This window comes from Streptomyces pyxinicus, from assembly GCF_024753135.1.
Lineage (GTDB): Bacteria > Actinomycetota > Actinomycetes > Streptomycetales > Streptomycetaceae > Streptomyces > Streptomyces pyxinicus.
Window position 1 is genome coordinate 290418 of the sequence record NZ_JANUGP010000005.1, and the last position, 17469, is coordinate 307886.

A 17469-nucleotide genomic window follows, 5' to 3' on the forward strand; every position below is an offset into this window, starting at 1 on the left:
CGGATACCCACAGAGGCCTGAATTCATCGAAGCTTATTTAGCTTGATTATTACACGCCGTCCTGACGGTCCAGCACCGAGGCCAGCGCCGCCTCGAAGCCGGAGGCCTGGGCGGCACCCGCGGTCGGGTCCTGCTGGCGGACGTCGATGACGTGACCGGTCAGCTCGGACAGCAGCACGTCGAGCGAGGTACGGGCCACGGCCTCGGAGGACAGCAGCGAACCAGCGGGCTCCTGGCCGAACGCCTTGGTGCGCATCGGGGTCGCGGTGCGCTCCGGGTTGATGCAGTTGACGCGGATGCCGTCGCCGGCCCACTCGTCGGACAGCGCCTGGGTGAGGTTCACCATGGCGGCCTTGGTGGAGGAGTACAGCGAGTACTCGGCGCGGCCGCGGGTGTAGCTGCTGGAGGTGTAGAGCAGCAGCTGGCCCTTGGTCTCGGCCAGGTACTTGTAGGAGGAGCGGGCGATCTGCACCGGCGCCAGGTAGTTGACCTTCAGCGCCTCCTCGATGGTGGCGTTGTCGGTCTCGGCGAGCTTGCCGATGCGCAGCACGCCGGCGGTGTTGACGACGTAGTCGATCCGGCCGGTCTCCGCGTACGCCTTGGACAGCGCGTCGTCGACCTCCTCCGGGTTCTCCACGTGGGTGCCGGTGGTGGAGCGGCCCAGGGCGTAGACACTGGCGCCGTAGGACTCGGCGAGTTCGGCGATGTCCTTGCCGATGCCGTAGGAGCCGCCGAAGATGACGATCGTCTTGCCGGTGAGCAGTGCGCGGTAGGCGTCCTCGCCGTTCTGCTCGGGCGCGGCGGTGGAGGCGAGCTGGAACAGCTTGTCGGCGATGAAGACGTCGACCGGCTGGGTCACCTTCATGTTGTACTCGTCGCCCGCGACGACGTGGATCGGCACGTCCGGCAGGTACTTGAGGACCACCGAGCAGTCGTCCGTGGCCTGGAAGTTGGGGTCACCGGCGGCGACCTCGTAGGCACGGCGGATCGTGGACAGCTTGAAGGCCTGCGGGGTCTGGCCGCGGCGCAGCCGGGAGCGGTCCGGGATCTCGGTGATGAACTCGCCGTCCTCGCCGTGCGTGCGCGTCACGATGATCGTGTCGGCGGACGGGATGGCGACGTCCACGGCGTGGTAGCGCTCCAGCGCGGTCACGCAGTCCTCTATGACGCGCCGCGAGAGCAGGGGGCGTACGGCGTCGTGGAAGAGGACGTTGCGGTCCTCGCCCTCGGCCAGGCCCTCGCCGAGGGCGCTGATGGCGCGCTCGGTGGTCTCGTTCCGCGTGGAGCCGCCCTCGATGACCTTCTTCACCTTGGTGAAGCCGGCCTTGGCGACGATCTTCTCGACGTCCGGGACGTAACCCGGGGCCATCAGGACGATGATGTCGTCGATGGAGTCGGTGTTCTCGAAGGTGGTCAGAGTGTGCTCGATGACTGCCTTGCCGGCGATCTTCAGCAGCTGCTTGGGGATCGACAGACCCACCCGCTGACCGGTGCCACCGGCCAGGATCACTGCGGTGGTTCGGGGCTTGGCTATGTGCTGGGACACAGATGACCTACCTAGGGGCGTCAGGGAACCGTGAAATGGTCCCACTTCCGGTAACCGCAGTGCAAGGTGAGTGACCTCCCTCGCATATGTGCGCGCCACCTGTCATTCACCTTCTGCCCCTGGTGATTGGCGACGGGCGGCGTGAACACCCGTGAATTGGCTGTGAGTAACGGCACAAAGGGGTCACGGAGTGCTCACAGGGACGGCACAGAGCGGCGCCGGTGCAGGCCCCGGAGGGTGGGCGGGCGGCTTCCATTAGGGCGCGGGTCCGGGGCATTACGGCCGGAATTCCGGGCCGGGAAGCGGTGCCGCGGTGATGTGGGTGACGCGGTGACGCGTATCAGGATTGCGCGGCTTTTCGGTCTCGGCCCGAGGAAAAGGGGGAGCCCGGGGCACAGGTGTGCCCCGGGCTCCCCCGGTTGTCACGAGAGGTGACTCACACCACCCGCACCCCCGGCTCGTCCGACTCCACCCGCAGCCGGGCCAGCGTGCTCGCCGTCGCCTGGGGCTTGAGGACCGTGTCCACGACGCGCACGCGGGCGTCGACGCCGTCCGCGCGGATGTCGAAGAGGTGGTAGCCGCGGTGCGCGTCGATCACCTTCCAGTGCGGGTTGTCCGCCTTCAGCGGGTCCCACTCGGCGTGGAAGGCGGCCTGGTCCTGGTCGCCGTTGCTGGAGATGGAGGTGCCGACGAACTCGGCGCCGACGACGTCGGAGTCCGGGTCGGCGAAGTCCTCCTTGAGGTCGCTGATCATCGTCAGATGCCGGTCGCCGCTGAGCACCACCGGGTTGCGGATGTCGGCGAACTCCTCCAGCAGGGCGTTGCGCTCGACCTGGTAGCCGTCCCAGGCGTCGTAGTACCAGAGCTTGCCGTCGCCGGGCAGCAGGTCGGTCTCGGCCATCATGATCTGGGAGGCGATCAGGTTCCAGCGGGCCGGCGAGTCGTGCAGCCCGTCCAGCAGCCACTGCTTCTGACCGGCGCCGAGCATGGTCCGCGCCGGTTCCTCGGCACCCGCCTGGCTGGTGGCCTGGTCGGTGCGGAACTGCCGGGTGTCCAGCACGTTGAGGCGGGCGAGCCGGCCGAACTCCAGGCGCCGGTACATCTGGATGTGCGGGCCGTCCGGGATGGCGGTGGCGCGTACCGGCATGTGCTCGTAGTACGCCTGGAAGGCCGCGGTCAGCCGGGCCACGAACGCGTCGTGCGACTGCTTGTCCGGGTCCTGCGGGACCTCGCCGGCCCAGTCGTTGTCCACCTCGTGGTCGTCGAAGGTGACCACCCAGGGGGCGCTCGCGTGCATCGCGGCGAGGTCCGGGTCGGTGCGGTACTGGGCGTACCGGTTGCGGTACTGGACCAGGGTGTACGGCTCCCCCTTGCCCTCGTGCCGCCGGACGGCCGTGGCGGAGGGCGAGGACTCGTAGATGTAGTCGCCGACGAAGAGCACGACGTCGGGGTCCTGGGCACGCATGTCGGCGTACGGCGTGAAGTAGCCGTGCTGCCAGTTCTGGCAGGAGGCGAGGGCGACGCGCAGGGAGCCGCCCCGCTGCCGGGGGTGCGGGGCGGTGCGGGTGCGGCCCACCGGTGAGAGCCGGCCACCGGCCCGGAAGCGGTACCAGTACGGGCGGTCGGGGCGCAGTCCGCGTACGTCCACGTGGACGCTGTGGCCGAGTTCGGGCCGGGCCTCTGCGGTACCCCGGCGCACGGTCCGGCGCAGCCGCTCGTCCTCGGCGATCTCCCACTCCACCGGGAAGACCTCGTCGGGCATGCCGCCGCCGTTGAGGGGGTCGGGCGCGAGTCTGGTCCACAGCACGATGCCGTCGGGCAGCGGATCACCGGAGGCGACGCCGAGGGTGAACACCCCGTCCGGCAGCGGGGTGCCGGCGGCGCGTGCGGTGCCCGGCAGCCACAGCTGCGAGGTGGCCGCGGCGCCGAGGACGGCGGCACCGGCGGTAAGAAAGCGGCGTCGGTCGGGCGTTAATGCGGTCATGCGTCGACTCCCTTGCCACGGTGACCACTTCGGACATCCCGAAGCTCCCACGGCCGGACGGTCCGCTCGCTGAACGAACCCCATCGCGAGCATGACAAATGGGCAGACAGCAGAGGACTCGTCGCGGCACGGCAACACCGTGCTGCCACAGGAGATCTGACGGTAGGTCGGAAACCGGACGCGGCTGGGCAGGGGGTACGGCGACACGCGAGGGCGCGGGGGGTACGGTTGCACGCGAAAGCGGCGCGGAGAGGATCAGGGTCCTCTCCGCGCCGCCCGGTTCAGCTTTGTCGCGCCCCGGGAGTGGTCACTCGAACGGGTCGAAGTCGTCGTACGCGCGCGACGCCTCGTCCCGCTCCGCGTCCCGGTCCCGGCGGCGCTGGGCGGCGGGCCTCGGCGCCTCCAGGCGGTGGTCCTCGCCGCGGCGGCCCAGCATCTCCGCGCCGGCCATGACCGTCGGCTCCCAGTCGAAGACGACCGCGTTCTCCTCGGGGCCGATGGCGACGCCGTCGCCCGCGCGGGCACCCGCCTTCATCAGCCGTTCCTCGACACCGAGGCGGTTGAGGCGGTCGGCGAGATAGCCCACGGCCTCGTCGTTGTTGAAGTCGGTCTGGCGCACCCAGCGCTCCGGCTTCTCGCCGCGCACCCGGAACAGCGGCTCGCCGCCGGAGTCCTCGCGGGTGACGGTGAAGCCCGCGTCGTCCACGGCCTTCGGCCGGATGACGATCCGGGTCGCCTCCTCCTTCGGCCGGGCGGCACGCGCGTCGCCGACCAGCTCGCCGAGGGCGAAGGTCAGCTCGCGCAGCCCGATGTGGGCGACCGCCGACACCTCGAAGACGCGGTAGCCGCGCGCCTCCAGGTCGGGGCGGACCATCTCGGCGAGGTCCTTGCCGTCCGGTACGTCGATCTTGTTCAGGACCACCAGCCGGGGCCGGTTGTCCAGGCCGCCGTACTGCCGTAGCTCCTCCTCGATGACGTCGAGGTCGGAGAGCGGGTCGCGGTCGGACTCCAGGGTGGCGGTGTCCAGCACGTGCACCAGCACACTGCACCGCTCCACGTGCCGCAGGAACTCCAGGCCCAGGCCCCGGCCCTGGCTGGCGCCCGGGATCAGACCGGGCACGTCGGCGATGGTGTAGACGGTCGAACCGGCGGTCACCACGCCCAGGTTGGGCACCAGCGTGGTGAACGGGTAGTCGGCGATCTTCGGCTTCGCCGCGCTGAGCACGGAGATCAGCGAGGACTTGCCGGCGCTCGGGTAGCCGACGAGGGCCACGTCGGCGACGGTCTTCAGCTCCAGCACCACGTCCTGGAGGTCGCCGGGCTCGCCGAGCAGCGCGAAGCCGGGCGCCTTGCGGCGGGCCGAGGCCAGCGCCGCGTTGCCCAGACCGCCCCGGCCGCCCTGCGCCGCGACGTACGACGTGCCGTGCCCGACCAGGTCGGCGAGGACGTTGCCCGCCTTGTCCAGCACGACCGTGCCGTCCGGCACCGGCAGGATCAGGTCCTGGCCGTCCTTGCCGGAGCGGTTGCCGCCCTCGCCGGGCTTGCCGTTGGTGGCCTTGCGGTGCGGGGAGTGGTGGTAGTCGAGCAGCGTGGTCACCGACTGGTCGACGGTCAGGATGACGTCGCCGCCACGCCCGCCGTTGCCGCCGTCGGGTCCGCCGAGCGGCTTGAACTTCTCACGGTGGACGGAGGCACAGCCGTGGCCTCCGCTACCCGCGGCGACGTGCAGTTCGACGCGGTCCACGAAGGTGGTCATGGTTCAGTGCCTCCAGAAACTCACGGGTATTGCCTACAACAACACGCGAAAGGCGGACCCGCCTTCCCGAACGGGAAGTGAGGTCCGCCTCGCGAAGTGTTCGGTGCTCGAATCAGTCGATTCAGGCGACCGGAACGATGTTCACGACCTTGCGGCCACGGTGGCTGCCGAACTCCACCGCACCGGCCTGGAGGGCGAACAGCGTGTCGTCGCCGCCACGGCCGACACCGGCGCCGGGGTGGAAGTGGGTGCCGCGCTGGCGGACCAGGATCTCACCCGCGTTGACGACCTGACCGCCGAAGCGCTTCACGCCGAGCCGCTGGGCATTGGAGTCGCGACCGTTCCGGGTGGACGATGCGCCCTTCTTGTGTGCCATTTCTCCTCAGTCCCTTACTTCGCAGCCGCGGGGATCTCAGTGACCTTGATCGCCGTGTACTGCTGGCGGTGGCCCTGACGACGGCGGTAGCCGGTCTTGTTCTTGTAGCGCAGAATGTCGATCTTCTGGCCCTTGTGGTGGTCCACGATCTCGGCCTGGACCTTGATGCCGGCCAGCACCCACGGGTCGCTGGTCACGGAGTCGCCGTCGACGACGAGCAGGGTCGAGAGCTCGACCGTGTCGCCCACGTTGGCAGTGGAAATCTTGTCAACCTCAACGATGTCGCCGACAGCAACCTTGTGCTGGCGACCACCGCTGCGCACGATGGCGTACACGCGGATCTCTCTTTCGCTCGAAGAAACGGCACCCCCGCAGGCCAGCCGCCCGGAAACACCATGGGCGACCTCTCCCGGCCCGCCTTGCGTCCGGGAGGAAGAGGTTTACGGGGATGTGGCGCGCTCAGTGACACGCCGACGGTCAAGGTTACGGGGCCCGGGGTTGAGGGGTCAAACCGGGCCCCTCGGGTGTGCGGCCGGTCACTCGGACCGGCCGCACACCCCGGGTTCTCAGCCCTCGTCGGAGGCGGAGGAAACCGTGGTGGTGGTCTTCTTCGCCGTCGACTTCGCGGCGGCCTTCTTGGCCGTCGTCTTCTTCGCGGCCGTCTTCTTGGCCACGGTCTTCTTGGCCACGGTCTTCTTGGCGGCCGTCTTCTTGGCGGCGGCCTTCTTCGCCGTCGCCTTCTTGGCCGGTGCCTTGCGGGTGGCCTTCTTGACCGGCGCCTCGTCGGCGACGGCCTCGGTGACGGCCTCCGTGACGACGGCCTCCGTGACGGCTTCGGCGGACCCCTCGGCCGGCTCCTCGCCGGCCTCGGCCGCGGCGGCCGGCACGACCACCACGGCCGTGTCCTCCGACGCGGTCGGCGCGGTCGCCCTGCGCACGGCACGGCGGCGCGGGCGGGCGGGGGCGGCGGCCTCCGGCTGCTCGACCGGCTCCTCGGCAACCGGCGCCTCGGTGGCGGGCGCCGTCTCGGGGACGGACACCACGGTCGCCTCGGCACCCTCGGGAGACCCGGCCGGAGCCGACACCTTGCGGGTCGCCCGACGGCGCGTACGGCCCTTGGGCGCGGCCTCCTCGGCCGGCTCGGCGGGCTCCGCCTGCGGCGCCGGCACCACCTGGTCCTCGGCGGCCATGGGCTCGGCGAGCGCCTCGGCGGCCGGCTCCGGGAGCACCGGACGCGCGGCGGCCTCCTCGGCGGTGACGTCCTGAGCGGTCGGCGCGACCGGCTCGGGCGCGCTCTCCGCCTCCGCCGTCACCCGCTCGCCCCTGCCCCGGGCGGCCTTCTCGCTCCGCTCGGTGCGCTCGGCCTTCTCGCTCCGCTCGGTGCGCTCGGCCTTCTCGCTCCGCTCGGCCTTCTCCGTCCTGGGCGCGCCGGCCGGAGCCGAGGCCCGGCGGCTCGCGCGGCGCCGGCCGCGGCCACGACCGGCCGCCGCCTCCGCCTCGGCGACGCTGCTGTACAGCTCCTCGTCCAGCGCGAAGTCCGGCGCCGGCAGCGCGACCGGCTCGGCGAGCTCGGCGGCCACCTCGACGGCGGTCTCGATCTCCGGCTCGACGGCCTCGCCGCTCTCCACGGCCACCGCGGCGGTCTCGTGGACGTGCTCCTGGCCGTCACCGCCGCGCCCGCGCTTCTTGCGCTTGCCGCCACCGCCGCCACCGCCGTTGCCGCCGGCGCCGGCGGTCGGCTGGTCCAGGTGGACGATGACACCGCGGCCGTTGCAGTGGACGCAGGTCTCCGAGAACGACTCCAGCAGGCCCTGGCCGACCCGCTTGCGGGTCATCTGCACCAGGCCGAGCGAGGTCACCTCGGCCACCTGGTGCTTCGTACGGTCCCGGCCCAGGCACTCCAGCAGGCGGCGCAGCACCAGGTCGCGGTTGGACTCCAGGACCATGTCGATGAAGTCGATCACGATGATGCCGCCGAGGTCGCGCAGCCGCAGCTGGCGCACGATCTCCTCGGCCGCCTCCAGGTTGTTCCTGGTGACCGTCTCCTCCAGGTTGCCGCCCTGGCCGGTGAACTTGCCGGTGTTGACGTCGACCACGATCATCGCCTCGGTCCGGTCGATCACCAGCGAACCGCCGCTGGGCAGCCAGACCTTGCGGTCCAGCGCCTTGGCGAGCTGCTCGTCGATCCGGTAGGTGGCGAACACGTCGACCTCGGAGGTCCACCGCGACAGGCGGTCGGCCAGGTCCGGGGCGACGTGCGAGACGTACCCGTGGATGGTCGACCAGGCCTCGTCGCCGCTGACGACGACCTTGGTGAAGTCCTCGTTGAAGATGTCGCGCACGACCCGGACGGTCATGTCCGGCTCGCCGTAGAGCAGCGTCGGCGCGTTGCCGCTCTTGGCCTTCTTCTGGATGTCCTCCCACTGCGCCTGGAGCCGCTCGACGTCGCGGCGCAGCTCGTCCTCGCTCGCGCCCTCGGCGGCGGTGCGCACGATCACGCCCGCGTCCTCGGGGACGATCTTCTTGAGGATGGTCTTCAGCCGCGCCCGCTCGGTGTCGGGCAGCTTGCGGCTGATGCCGGTCATCGAGCCCTCGGGCACGTAGACCAAATAGCGGCCCGGCAGCGAGACCTGGCTGGTCAGACGGGCGCCCTTGTGTCCGATCGGGTCCTTGGTGACCTGCACGAGCACGGACTGGCCGGACTTCAGGGCGGACTCGATGCGGCGCGGCCCGTTGGCCATGCCGAGCGCCTCGAAGTTGACCTCGCCCGCGTACAGCACGGCGTTGCGGCCCTTGCCGATGTCGATGAAGGCGGCCTCCATCGACGGCAGGACGTTCTGCACCTTGCCGAGGTAGACGTTGCCGACGTACGAGGTGGACTGCTCCTTGTTGACGTAGTGCTCGACGAGCACGCCGTCCTCCAGGACGCCGATCTGGGTGCGCTCGCCGTGCTGGCGGACGACCATCACGCGCTCGACGGCCTCGCGGCGGGCCAGGAACTCGGCCTCGGTGATGATCGGCACCCGGCGGCGGCCCTGCTCGCGGCCCTCGCGGCGGCGCTGCTTCTTGGCCTCCAGACGGGTCGAGCCCTTGATGGACTGCACCTCGTCGGACGGCTCGGCGGGCTTGCGGGGCTCGCGGACCTTGACGACCGTACGCTCCGGGTCGTCGGCGGACGGCTCACCCTCGGGGCCGCTGTCACCGGCGCGGCGACGACGGCGGCGACGGCGCCGGCTGCTGGAGCTGGACCCGCCGGACTCCTCGCCCCGGGCGTCCTCGGCGTCCTCTTCCTCCTGCTCGGCGGTGTCCTCGGTGTCCTGCTCGGCCTGCTCGGCGGCCACGTCGTCGCCCTCGGTGTCGCCACCCTCGCCGTCGGCGGACTCGCCACGGCGGCGGCGTCGGCCGCCACGGCGGCGACGGCGGCGCGAACCGGAGTCCTCGAAGCCCTCGGCGCCCTCCGCTTCGTCGCCTTCCTCGTCGTCGTCCTCGGGCTCGGCCTCGACCTGGTCCTCGGTGGCGCTGTGCTGCGGTTCCCCGGCCGGGACGCCGGCGGTGTCCGGCTCCTCGGCCCGGTCGGCGCCCTTACGGCGACGGCGGCGACGCGAGCCGGCCTCGGCACGCTCCTCCGCGTGCTCCCCGGTCTTCCCCGCCTTCTCGATCTCCTCGGTCTCCTCGGGCTCCTCCGTCCCGGCGGCCACCGCGGCGGCTTCGGCGGCGGCCCGCTCCGGGGTCTGGAACCGGGGCTCGGCGAACACCGGTGCCTGGAAGACGGCGACGGCGGGACGGCGCGGCCGGCGCCCACCGGTCTCCTCGGCCTCACCAGCCCCGGCGGCACGCGCGGGAGCGGAGAACCCGGACGCGGCGCGAACGGCCCGACGCCGGGCCCGGCGCGGCGCCGGCTCCTCCTCGACGGCCGGAGCCACGTCGCCGACGGGCTCGGCTGCCTTGGCCACGTCAGCCTTGGCCTCGGTGGGCGCCTCCTGCGCGGTGCCTTCGGCGGGGGCGGACACCCGGCGGGTGGCGCGACGGCGGGTACGGCCCTTGGGCGCGGCGTCCTCGACGGGCTCGGCGACGGCGTCGGCCTCGGCCGCCTCGGCCGTTTCGGTGACGGCGGCGGGGGTCGGCTCGACGGTCTCGCCAGCGGCGGGCGCGCCGGCGGGAGCGGACGCACGACGGGTGGCACGACGACGCGGACGCGCAGCGGTCTCGGTCTCGACGGCCGGCTCGACGGCAGCGGGGGCCACGGCCTCGACAGTCTCGACGGACTCAGAATCGGAAGCGGACTCGACAGCGGCGGGCGCACCGGCGGGAGCGGACGCACGACGGGTGGCACGACGACGCGGACGCGCGGCGGCCTCGGTCTCCGGCGCCGACTCGGCGGGCGCCTCCACGACCGGCTCCTCCGCCGGCGCGACGGTCTCGGCAGCGGGCGTACCGGCCGGGGCGGACGCGCGGCGGGCGGTCCGGCGGCGAGGACGCGCGGCCTCGGGCTCCTCGGCGGTGCCGGGGATCTGCTCCGCACCGGAGTCGGCGGCGGGCGTGGCGGAGCTGCGGGTGGCACGGCGGCGGGCGCGGCGCGGCGCGGCCTCCTCGCCGACGACGACGTCTCCGCCCTCGGCGACGGCGGCGGCCTCCTCGGCGCCGGACGCGGCCGGGACGACGGTCTCGGCGGTCTCGACGGCCTCGGCGGCGGGGGTGCCGGCCGGGGCGGACGCGCGGCGGGTGGCCCGGCGGCGCGGACGCGCGGCGGGCGGGGGTTCCTCAGCCGTCTCCGGGGGGTCAGTGACCTCGGTGACGTCGTCGGTGCCGGCGGCCGCCACGGCCGGGACGGTCACCTCGGCGGGTGCCTCGGCCGCGGCGGGTGAACCCGCCGGGCGGGACGCGGCACGGCGGCGCCTGCGCGGCGGCAGCGTGTCGCTCGGGGTGCTGAGTTCGGAGTCCGTGGCGGACTCGTTCGCATCGGTCGGTTCGAGCATGCGGGCGTTTCTCCCGTCAGGCTCCCGGGCGCCGCGCCTGGTCCGGCGACGGCCTCGAAGGACCGTCCGCCGGTGACGTCCGCGGCCCGCGCGATGCGCGATGGCCGCCGTCCGGGGCGCGGGCGCCGCACGGGAGCACTCTGTGTCCTGTCTCGCCGGTTCCGTACGCCTTGTCGGTACGGCCTGGCGAAAGTCTTCTGGTCCGGTGCGCTGCCCGACCCAGGTGGCTCCCGAGTACGAGGGCGGCGCTACGACGTGCGTCCCTACGCGGGACCTTCCGGCGTCGGCGCCGTCGCGGCGGCAGCCGGTACGGCCTCGGGGGCCGGTGCTGCCTCGCGGTCGGGCGCGAGCGGGTCAGTCACCGTGCCGGTCTCTTCATCGAGCAGCCCCTGCGCCAGCCTGGTCACCGCTGCGGGGACCGGCGGCGCCAGGTCGGCCACGGCGCGGAGACCGGACAGGACGTCGTCGGGTCGTACGGCAGGCGTCACGTGCCGAACAACCAGCCGCAGTATCGCACAGGGCCGGTCACTCGGCCTATCAGCCGGGGAACCGTGCGTTTCCAGACTCACGACCGCGGGCCGGGCGTCGAAGGTGCGCACGCCGTTCTTGGTCATGCGCTGCACCTCCACGCTGCCGGCCGCGGTGAAGGCCGCCGCCGCGCGCCCGGCCTCGGCCGGGTCGACGCCGTCCAGCCGCAGCTCCCATACGGAGGCCGTCAGCCGGTCGGCGAGCCCGGAGGTCCGTGCCTCGACCGCGTCGACGATGTCGAGCCCGGTGGGCAGCGACTCGTCGAGCAGGTCGCGCAGGTTCTCCGGGTCGCGCGGGGCGGTCAGCGCGATCTCCAGGTACTCCGCCTCACTGCCCGTGCCGGTGGGTGCGGCATTGGCGTACGACACCTTCGGATGCGGTGTGAATCCCGCCGAGTACGCCATGGGCACCTCGGCGCGGCGCAGCGCACGCTCGAAGGCGCGCTGGAAGTCTCGGTGGCTGGTGAACCTCAGGCGGCCGCGCTTGGTGTAACGCAGTCGGATGCGCTGCACCGCGGGTGCGGGCGGCGGGCCTTCGGGCTGTCGCTTGCCCAGTGTCCTAGTCCTTCGTGAGAGCGGTCGTACTGCTGCCAAGAGTACGTGTGCGACGCGCCGAAGGTTCCCACCCCGGCATCCTCCGTTTTCTTACCTGATTCTCACCAGCATCGTGCTCACCGGCATGGCGGGCATCCTGCTGCCGACCCTCGCGGCCCAGGCCCTGGCGGCGGGGGTGACGGCGCTGTCGTGACCCCTGGGTTCACCGAGTCCGCGCCGGGACTACTCCACCTCGATGCCGTAGTCCCGCACGAGCTCCTCCAGGCCGCCCGTGTAGCCCTTCCCGCCGAGGACGAAGTCCCAGTCGCCGTTCGTGCGGCGCCGGAAGGAGCCGAGCACGAGCGCTGTCTCACCGGCGCGGCCGTCGGAGACGTCGAGCCGGCCGAGGTCGTTCAATGACGCGTCGAGCAGGCGGATACAGGCGTCGGTGAAACCGGAGAGGTCCGCGTCCGGGTTGGTCTCGGGGTCCACGGCCGCGACGAGGACGAGCCGGTCGGCGCCCGGCGGCAGCGTGTCGAAGGACACGCCGACCGCCGCCCTGTCCGGCGCGGACGCGGACACCGTGCGCACCGATCCGTCCGGGGTGCGCGGGTTGTTGAAGAAGACGAAGTGGTCGTCGCTCAGCACCCGGTTGCCCGCGCAGACGAGTGCGCAGACGTCCAGCGCGACGGTGCCGGACCACATCAGGCCGAGCACGTTGTGGTCGGCGGGCGCAGCCGCGGCGCCCTCCGGCCCGGCCGGTGCGGGCGCCGGCCGCCCGCCCTCCCCCAGCCGCCCGCGGAGCCCGTGCCGGTGCAGCAGGTCGACCAGTGCGCCGCCCTCGATCAGCTCCAGCGGCTTCCCCCGGGCGAACGTGTGCGAACCCGGGCCGAATCCCGACGTCGTCACCAGGACGCCCTTGTTGGCGCCCGCGTCCTGGACGGTGCCGTACAGGTCTCGGACCGCGGTGGGCGGCACGGTGTTGCGGTAGCGCTTCACCTGGACGACGATCTTGCCGCCCCTGATGGGCGCCGGGTCCAGCGCGTCGACGTCCACGCCACCGTCGTTCGAACGCTGCGTCGTCACCGCCCGCATACCCATGGCGCGGAAGAGGTCGGCGACGAGGGACTCGAACTCGATCGGATCCATGGCGTACAGATCCGGCTCCTCGCCACCCTCGCCGTGCGTGACGACCTGACCGCCGACCTCCTCGGGCCGCCGGCCGGGCCGTACGGCAGTGAGCTGGTCGGGGCGGGTGGCGAGCTGTCCCCGAAGCGCCTCCGTCAGGCAGCTGGTCGCGTCCACCTGCTCCAGCCGGAAACCCGTGAAGTCCGCCCGGCGGGCCATGACGGTGGCCAGGAAGATGTGGGTCTGCCTGCCGGTCGCGGGGTCGGGGGCGTCCACGAAGCCGTTCAGCGCCACCGAGTCCAGGGTGCCGTGCTCGTCCGCGGCGAAGAGCTGGTGCAGCACCAGCAGCACGCTCTGCGCCAGCACCTCCCGGTACAGGGCACGGCGCTGCGTCACGGGACGCGCCGTCTCCTTGTCCTGGTCCTGCGCCGGTATGTACCGCACCGCCTTGGCCTCCGGTACGACGTCGTACCCGGGCAGCTCCCAGTTCAGCACCAGTTGCCGTGCCGCCGGGTCGAAGGCCGCCGCCAGCCGCCGGGGGAAGCCGTCGGGCCAGGCACCCGACGCGTAGAGGGCGGTGGAGAAGTACTCGACGACCAGCTCGGGCTCGCCCCGCCCGACACCCGCGGCAGCCTCGCTGACACCCGCGTTGTACCGCTGCACCTCGCTGCGCTGCGCCTCGGCCCGTTGCTCGTACTCCCGCTGGAGTGCCGCCAGTTGCTGCTGCCGCTGTGCTTCGGCGGCCTGCGCCTGGTACCAGTCGTGCTCGAAACGGGCCCGCGCCTCGGCCTCCGCCTGTGCCCGTCGGCCCGCCGTCCAGGCGCCGCCCTGCGGACGGTACTGGTTCTGGTCCGGCATACGCACCGGCCACGCGAGCCCGCCCGGATCGAACGGCGGAACCTCCGCCACCCGCATCAGGGAAGCCGCCCGGAAAGCCGGCGCCCGGCACCCCTCGGCCAGCAGCCCCTGCAACTCCGCGACCCGCGCGTCCAGTTCCTCGGTCCGCCGCCTTGCCTCCGCCTGCCGGTACTCCCGGTGCCCCTGAGCCGCACGCCGCTCGTAGTCCCGCGCCAGCCGGTCCTCCTCCCGGCGCCGCCGCCGCTCGGCCTCGACCTGGCGCTGCTGCGCCCGCTGCACCTCGGCCCACGTGTTGACGAAACCAGCAGAGCGACGACTCATCCGCTCAAGCCCTCCCCAGGGACGTCGGCAAGGCCGACCGAACTCCGGCTGCCCCCGCAACCGTCCGTGACAAACCGACTTTATCCAGCAATCCCTACTCCCGGACATGCCCTTGCCAAGGATGCGGCACCGACACACGCAGGAGCCTCAGCGACCGGAACGGTCCACCGGCACAGCGACCTCACAGACACGCGTGAGGCCGGAGCACTCATGCACTCCGGCCTCACGCGACGCACCTCTGCCTGTCAGCGGTGTGCGGCCCTGCCCATCAGCGCCTCGGCGACCGCGCCCGCCAGAAGAGCCAGCCCCAGACCCAGCACACCGGCGTTGATGGCGGACGGCCCCTGAGACCACGCCCAGGCACACCCCGCAAGGAAGGCCACCGCGACGACGACTCGGCCGGACACCGTCGACGTGACCCACAACGCCTGCCGGCCGGCCAGACGCCGACGGTACTTGACCGCCAGGATGACCGCAGCGGCCAGGATGAGAATGGACGGTCCGGCGAAATCATTCATGCCCTGGGTCCTCTTTCTCCTCTACGGACAGAAGTCCGGTCTAGGACGAAGTCTACTTGCAGTGCCCGCCGGAGTACTCGTACGGAAGGAATGTCGGCACTTTCACCTCCACGCACTTGTGGTCGGAGCCGGCATTCCAGGCCACCCGGGAAATGTTTGCCGCGTTGAGAACGCCGTACGCGTCGAACGGCGGCGGTGCCGCGGCGAAGACCACCGCCACGAAGCCCGCGTTCGCGGCCAGGTGGGACGTTTCCTTTTTGTTGAAGTAGACCGTGCCGCTGATGATTCCCCACGTCCACTTCGGGTCGGCGACAACCGGGAAGGCCGTGTCGGCGTTCGGGGTGACCGTCTGCGTCACGGTGTCGCCGTCAACGGTGTAGGTCGTGGGTACGGCGTTGCCGTTGGCGTCCTTGGCCCACGGGGTTTCCAGGCCGCCGATGATCGCCCCGTCCGCGTCGAAGACGACCAGACCGCCCTCGGCGGTCTGACGGGTCGTCACCCCTGCGGGCAGGGCAAGCGTGAACGACTGCTGACGTGGAGCGTTGGCGTCGTTGAGCGTGAACAGCGCGCGGAAGCCCCCGTCAGTGGTGGCTTGCGCGCCCGCGTTCACGGACGCCTCGTTCCCCGCGAAGACATCCGTGCCGTCCGTGCTGGACTGCTGCTTCGACCCCGTCGCCGGCAGCGTGAGGGAGACGGTCGTGTCCCCCTTCGTCGCGGTGATGGGCTCGTCGCCGCGTGCGGGAAGCGTCACTTGGGCGCCGTCCACCGGTGAGTCCAAGGCAGTCGACCGCAGGCCGGCGGTTCCGGTTGCTTTTTCGATCACCGCGGCGGCACCAGAGGCCGAAGTATTCGTGTCAGCCACTGCGGCGGGCGCCAAAGTGGTGGCCAGAGCGGCTGCGCCGGCAAAGACGGAAAGGCCGGCTATTACACCTCTGCGCATGAAGTTTTCCCCCTGAAGATGTTGCGCGTCCGCCGGTCAATGCGGACTGATCAACTTCTACACGATCAAGCGCAGGGCTCCCAAGCAGAATTCGTCACCACTGGCCGCCAGTTGACACAAACCTTGACTCGGACTTGGCCATTGGATGGTGAACTAACGCCTTCTTGACGGGGGCAATCCGGGCGATCGGCGCGATTCATCAAATGGGCTGGCGCAGGAGAATCGCATGTGGTGTCTGTCACTTGACCGACGCGTCTGCCCTCAGCCGGGCGCGACGCCAGGAACAGAGGCCACGAGCAGAACTCTCGCACTTGTCGACGAAGGGACAGCATCGTCAGTTTCTGGCGGCGGTGTTGACGGATGTGACACCCCATGAGCAGGCCGGTCACGTTGTTCCGACGGTCGCTCTGCCGGCCTTCACCGGGGCTCCACACGTCACGGGTACCTGGAAGCGGCACCCGACGACGACCAGCGCCGAGAACCGCCAAGTTCTGGCGTTGTGTCTCGATGGGTCAAGGGGTCACCCCGCCCCTGCGCCGCCGACGGATCCACCCCTCGGAGGGAAGGCGTAGCCGCTGTGGCGGCAGTCTGCAAAATGATCCTGTGCCTGTAACCATGCCAACCTCCCCCGCTGTCACGCGTATCGCCCTGTTCCTGCTGTGCTGCGCGGTCCTGGTCATCGTGTTCTCATACGTCCCCTTTCAGCGATGGCTGTCGCACAGGGTGAGGAATCCGGCGCGGAGCTGGCTACGCCGCAGGAGGAATGCGATACGTGCCCGCCACGACGAACTCGTCAACACGCTCATGAGTCGCACGATCAACCAAGTCGCCCCGGTCATCGCCGAAACTCTTCCGGAAAGCGACCTGCGGGCACGCCCTCTCATCGTGGAAGCCACCTTGAAGTGGTGGCGAGCCGCCCTGTGGGCCATCCCAGCCCGAGCTCTTGGTCTCCTGGTCCTCGTGTACTGCACAGCGAACCTCGAAGCGATCGTCGAATTCATCCGCAACCCGCCAGAGCACGACGATGGCCTTCCACAGGACTCCGCCAGCGGCTCCGGGCACAGCTATGCGCGGGACGCTCCGCCGCCAGACCCTCTGGGCGCACTCTTCAAGGGTATGAAGGACGCCGCCGCGTGGATCATTCACAAAGTGGTGGACGGAGTCTCAGCGGTCAAACATCTTGGGTCGCTTGCTCCGTCTTGGGGGGTCCTCACACCGCTGATCTACCTCGTCTTGATCCTCACGATTCTCCTTACGCTCAAGGCGCTCTACCCGTTTGTCATCGCCCTGACGAACGGGGCACGACAGATCCCGCCGGAGAACTCCAGCCATCAGCGTTCCGCACGTCGAGCCCGGCATCCCGCCACCGTTGATGACGAGGCGCACTACAGGCCCGTCGTGGTGCTATTGCTCACTGCCGCCGACTGCGCTCGCACCTGGCGCGCGTGGGGCCAAGGCTCTCCGTTGAACACGCAGAAAGTATCTGTGCGACGTGCCGAATACGTCATCCGGAATGCCTGGCGAACCGGAAGCGCGTACAACTCCTGGTCAGAACGCGCGCGGCAGCGTCACGCTCTCAAGGCCCACGCCGCGAAGGTGATCGGGACACTTCGCGCAGTCGAGGCTCGCCAGTACACCGATCCCGACATCGGCATGGTCCTTCAGGAACTGGCCGACATGCTGCTCACCATCGCCGAGCGCTATGCGGAAGGGCGCATCGGGCAACTCCTGGACGATGTCGACGCGGCGGAAGCCGCCACCGACTACGAGTGGCTGCGCCTGTTGGGCGTCGGTGCGTTCGGCGTCGGGGCCTTGGTCGCTGCGTCGATGGCAAAGCTTCCGGAGGAGGCCAACGGTGTCCTGGTCGGTCTGGCCCTGCTGCTGGCCGGCTCCTGGCTCTTCAGGCACAGGCTGACGCATCCGATGGACCTGATTGATGTGCTGCGAGGCGCCGACCGAAAGTGAGGGGCGCTCAAGGTGTCGGCGAGACCAGCAGCGGTAACGA

Annotated in this window: 11 protein-coding genes; 1 reads left to right on the forward strand and 10 read right to left on the reverse strand. The window is 71.0% G+C overall.

Annotated features, from left to right (window positions below; all coding sequences use genetic code 11):
• Positions 1 to 49 precede the first annotated feature (49 nt).
• The 10 genes from NX794_RS09775 to NX794_RS09820 form a co-directional block, all read right to left on the reverse strand.
• A complete protein-coding gene (locus tag NX794_RS09775; RefSeq protein ID WP_258777895.1) occupies positions 50 to 1546 on the reverse strand; it encodes a bifunctional cytidylyltransferase/SDR family oxidoreductase in 1497 nt (498 codons plus the stop codon).
• Positions 1547 to 1982: 436 nt separating this feature from the next.
• The gene (locus tag NX794_RS09780) at positions 1983 to 3530 is read right to left on the reverse strand and encodes an alkaline phosphatase D family protein (RefSeq protein WP_258777896.1); all 1548 of its coding nucleotides are present in this window, start codon (positions 3528 to 3530) and stop codon (positions 1983 to 1985) included.
• A gap of 307 nt (positions 3531 to 3837) precedes the next feature.
• Positions 3838 to 5286 (reverse strand): GTPase ObgE, encoded by a 1449-nt coding sequence (gene obgE / locus NX794_RS09785; protein WP_258777897.1) that lies wholly within the window; start codon positions 5284 to 5286, stop codon positions 3838 to 3840.
• A 121-nt stretch (positions 5287 to 5407) separates the two neighbouring features.
• Entirely contained in the window at positions 5408 to 5662 is a 255-nt protein-coding gene (gene rpmA, locus NX794_RS09790; protein ID WP_061922958.1) for a 50S ribosomal protein L27, read from the reverse strand.
• Positions 5663 to 5676: 14 nt separating this feature from the next.
• Positions 5677 to 5997, reverse strand: a complete 321-nt coding sequence (rplU, locus tag NX794_RS09795; RefSeq protein WP_161145910.1) for a 50S ribosomal protein L21 — start codon at positions 5995 to 5997, stop codon at positions 5677 to 5679.
• Between the two features lie 231 nt (positions 5998 to 6228).
• Positions 6229 to 10638: a ribonuclease E/G gene (locus NX794_RS09800; protein WP_258777898.1), complete on the reverse strand. Its 4410-nt coding sequence runs from the start codon at positions 10636 to 10638 to the stop codon at positions 6229 to 6231.
• Positions 10639 to 10901: 263 nt separating this feature from the next.
• Positions 10902 to 11678, reverse strand: a complete 777-nt coding sequence (locus NX794_RS09805) for a TIGR03936 family radical SAM-associated protein (RefSeq protein WP_258777900.1) — start codon at positions 11676 to 11678, stop codon at positions 10902 to 10904.
• Positions 11679 to 11942: 264 nt separating this feature from the next.
• Positions 11943 to 14006, reverse strand: coding sequence for a restriction endonuclease (locus NX794_RS09810; RefSeq protein ID WP_258777901.1), 2064 nt, complete (start codon positions 14004 to 14006; stop codon positions 11943 to 11945).
• 245 nt (positions 14007 to 14251) lie between these two features.
• A complete protein-coding gene (locus NX794_RS09815) occupies positions 14252 to 14524 on the reverse strand; it encodes a hypothetical protein (RefSeq protein WP_258777902.1) in 273 nt (90 codons plus the stop codon).
• Positions 14525 to 14576: 52 nt separating this feature from the next.
• Positions 14577 to 15464: a hypothetical protein gene (locus tag NX794_RS09820; RefSeq protein ID WP_258777903.1), complete on the reverse strand. Its 888-nt coding sequence runs from the start codon at positions 15462 to 15464 to the stop codon at positions 14577 to 14579.
• Between the two features lie 603 nt (positions 15465 to 16067).
• On the opposite strand from NX794_RS09820, the gene NX794_RS09825 reads away from it, so the two are divergent.
• Positions 16068 to 17429 carry a hypothetical protein gene (locus NX794_RS09825; RefSeq protein ID WP_258777904.1) on the forward strand — a complete coding sequence of 454 codons (1362 nt, stop codon included), beginning with the start codon at positions 16068 to 16070 and terminating at the stop codon, positions 17427 to 17429.
• Positions 17430 to 17469: the final 40 nt, after the last annotated feature.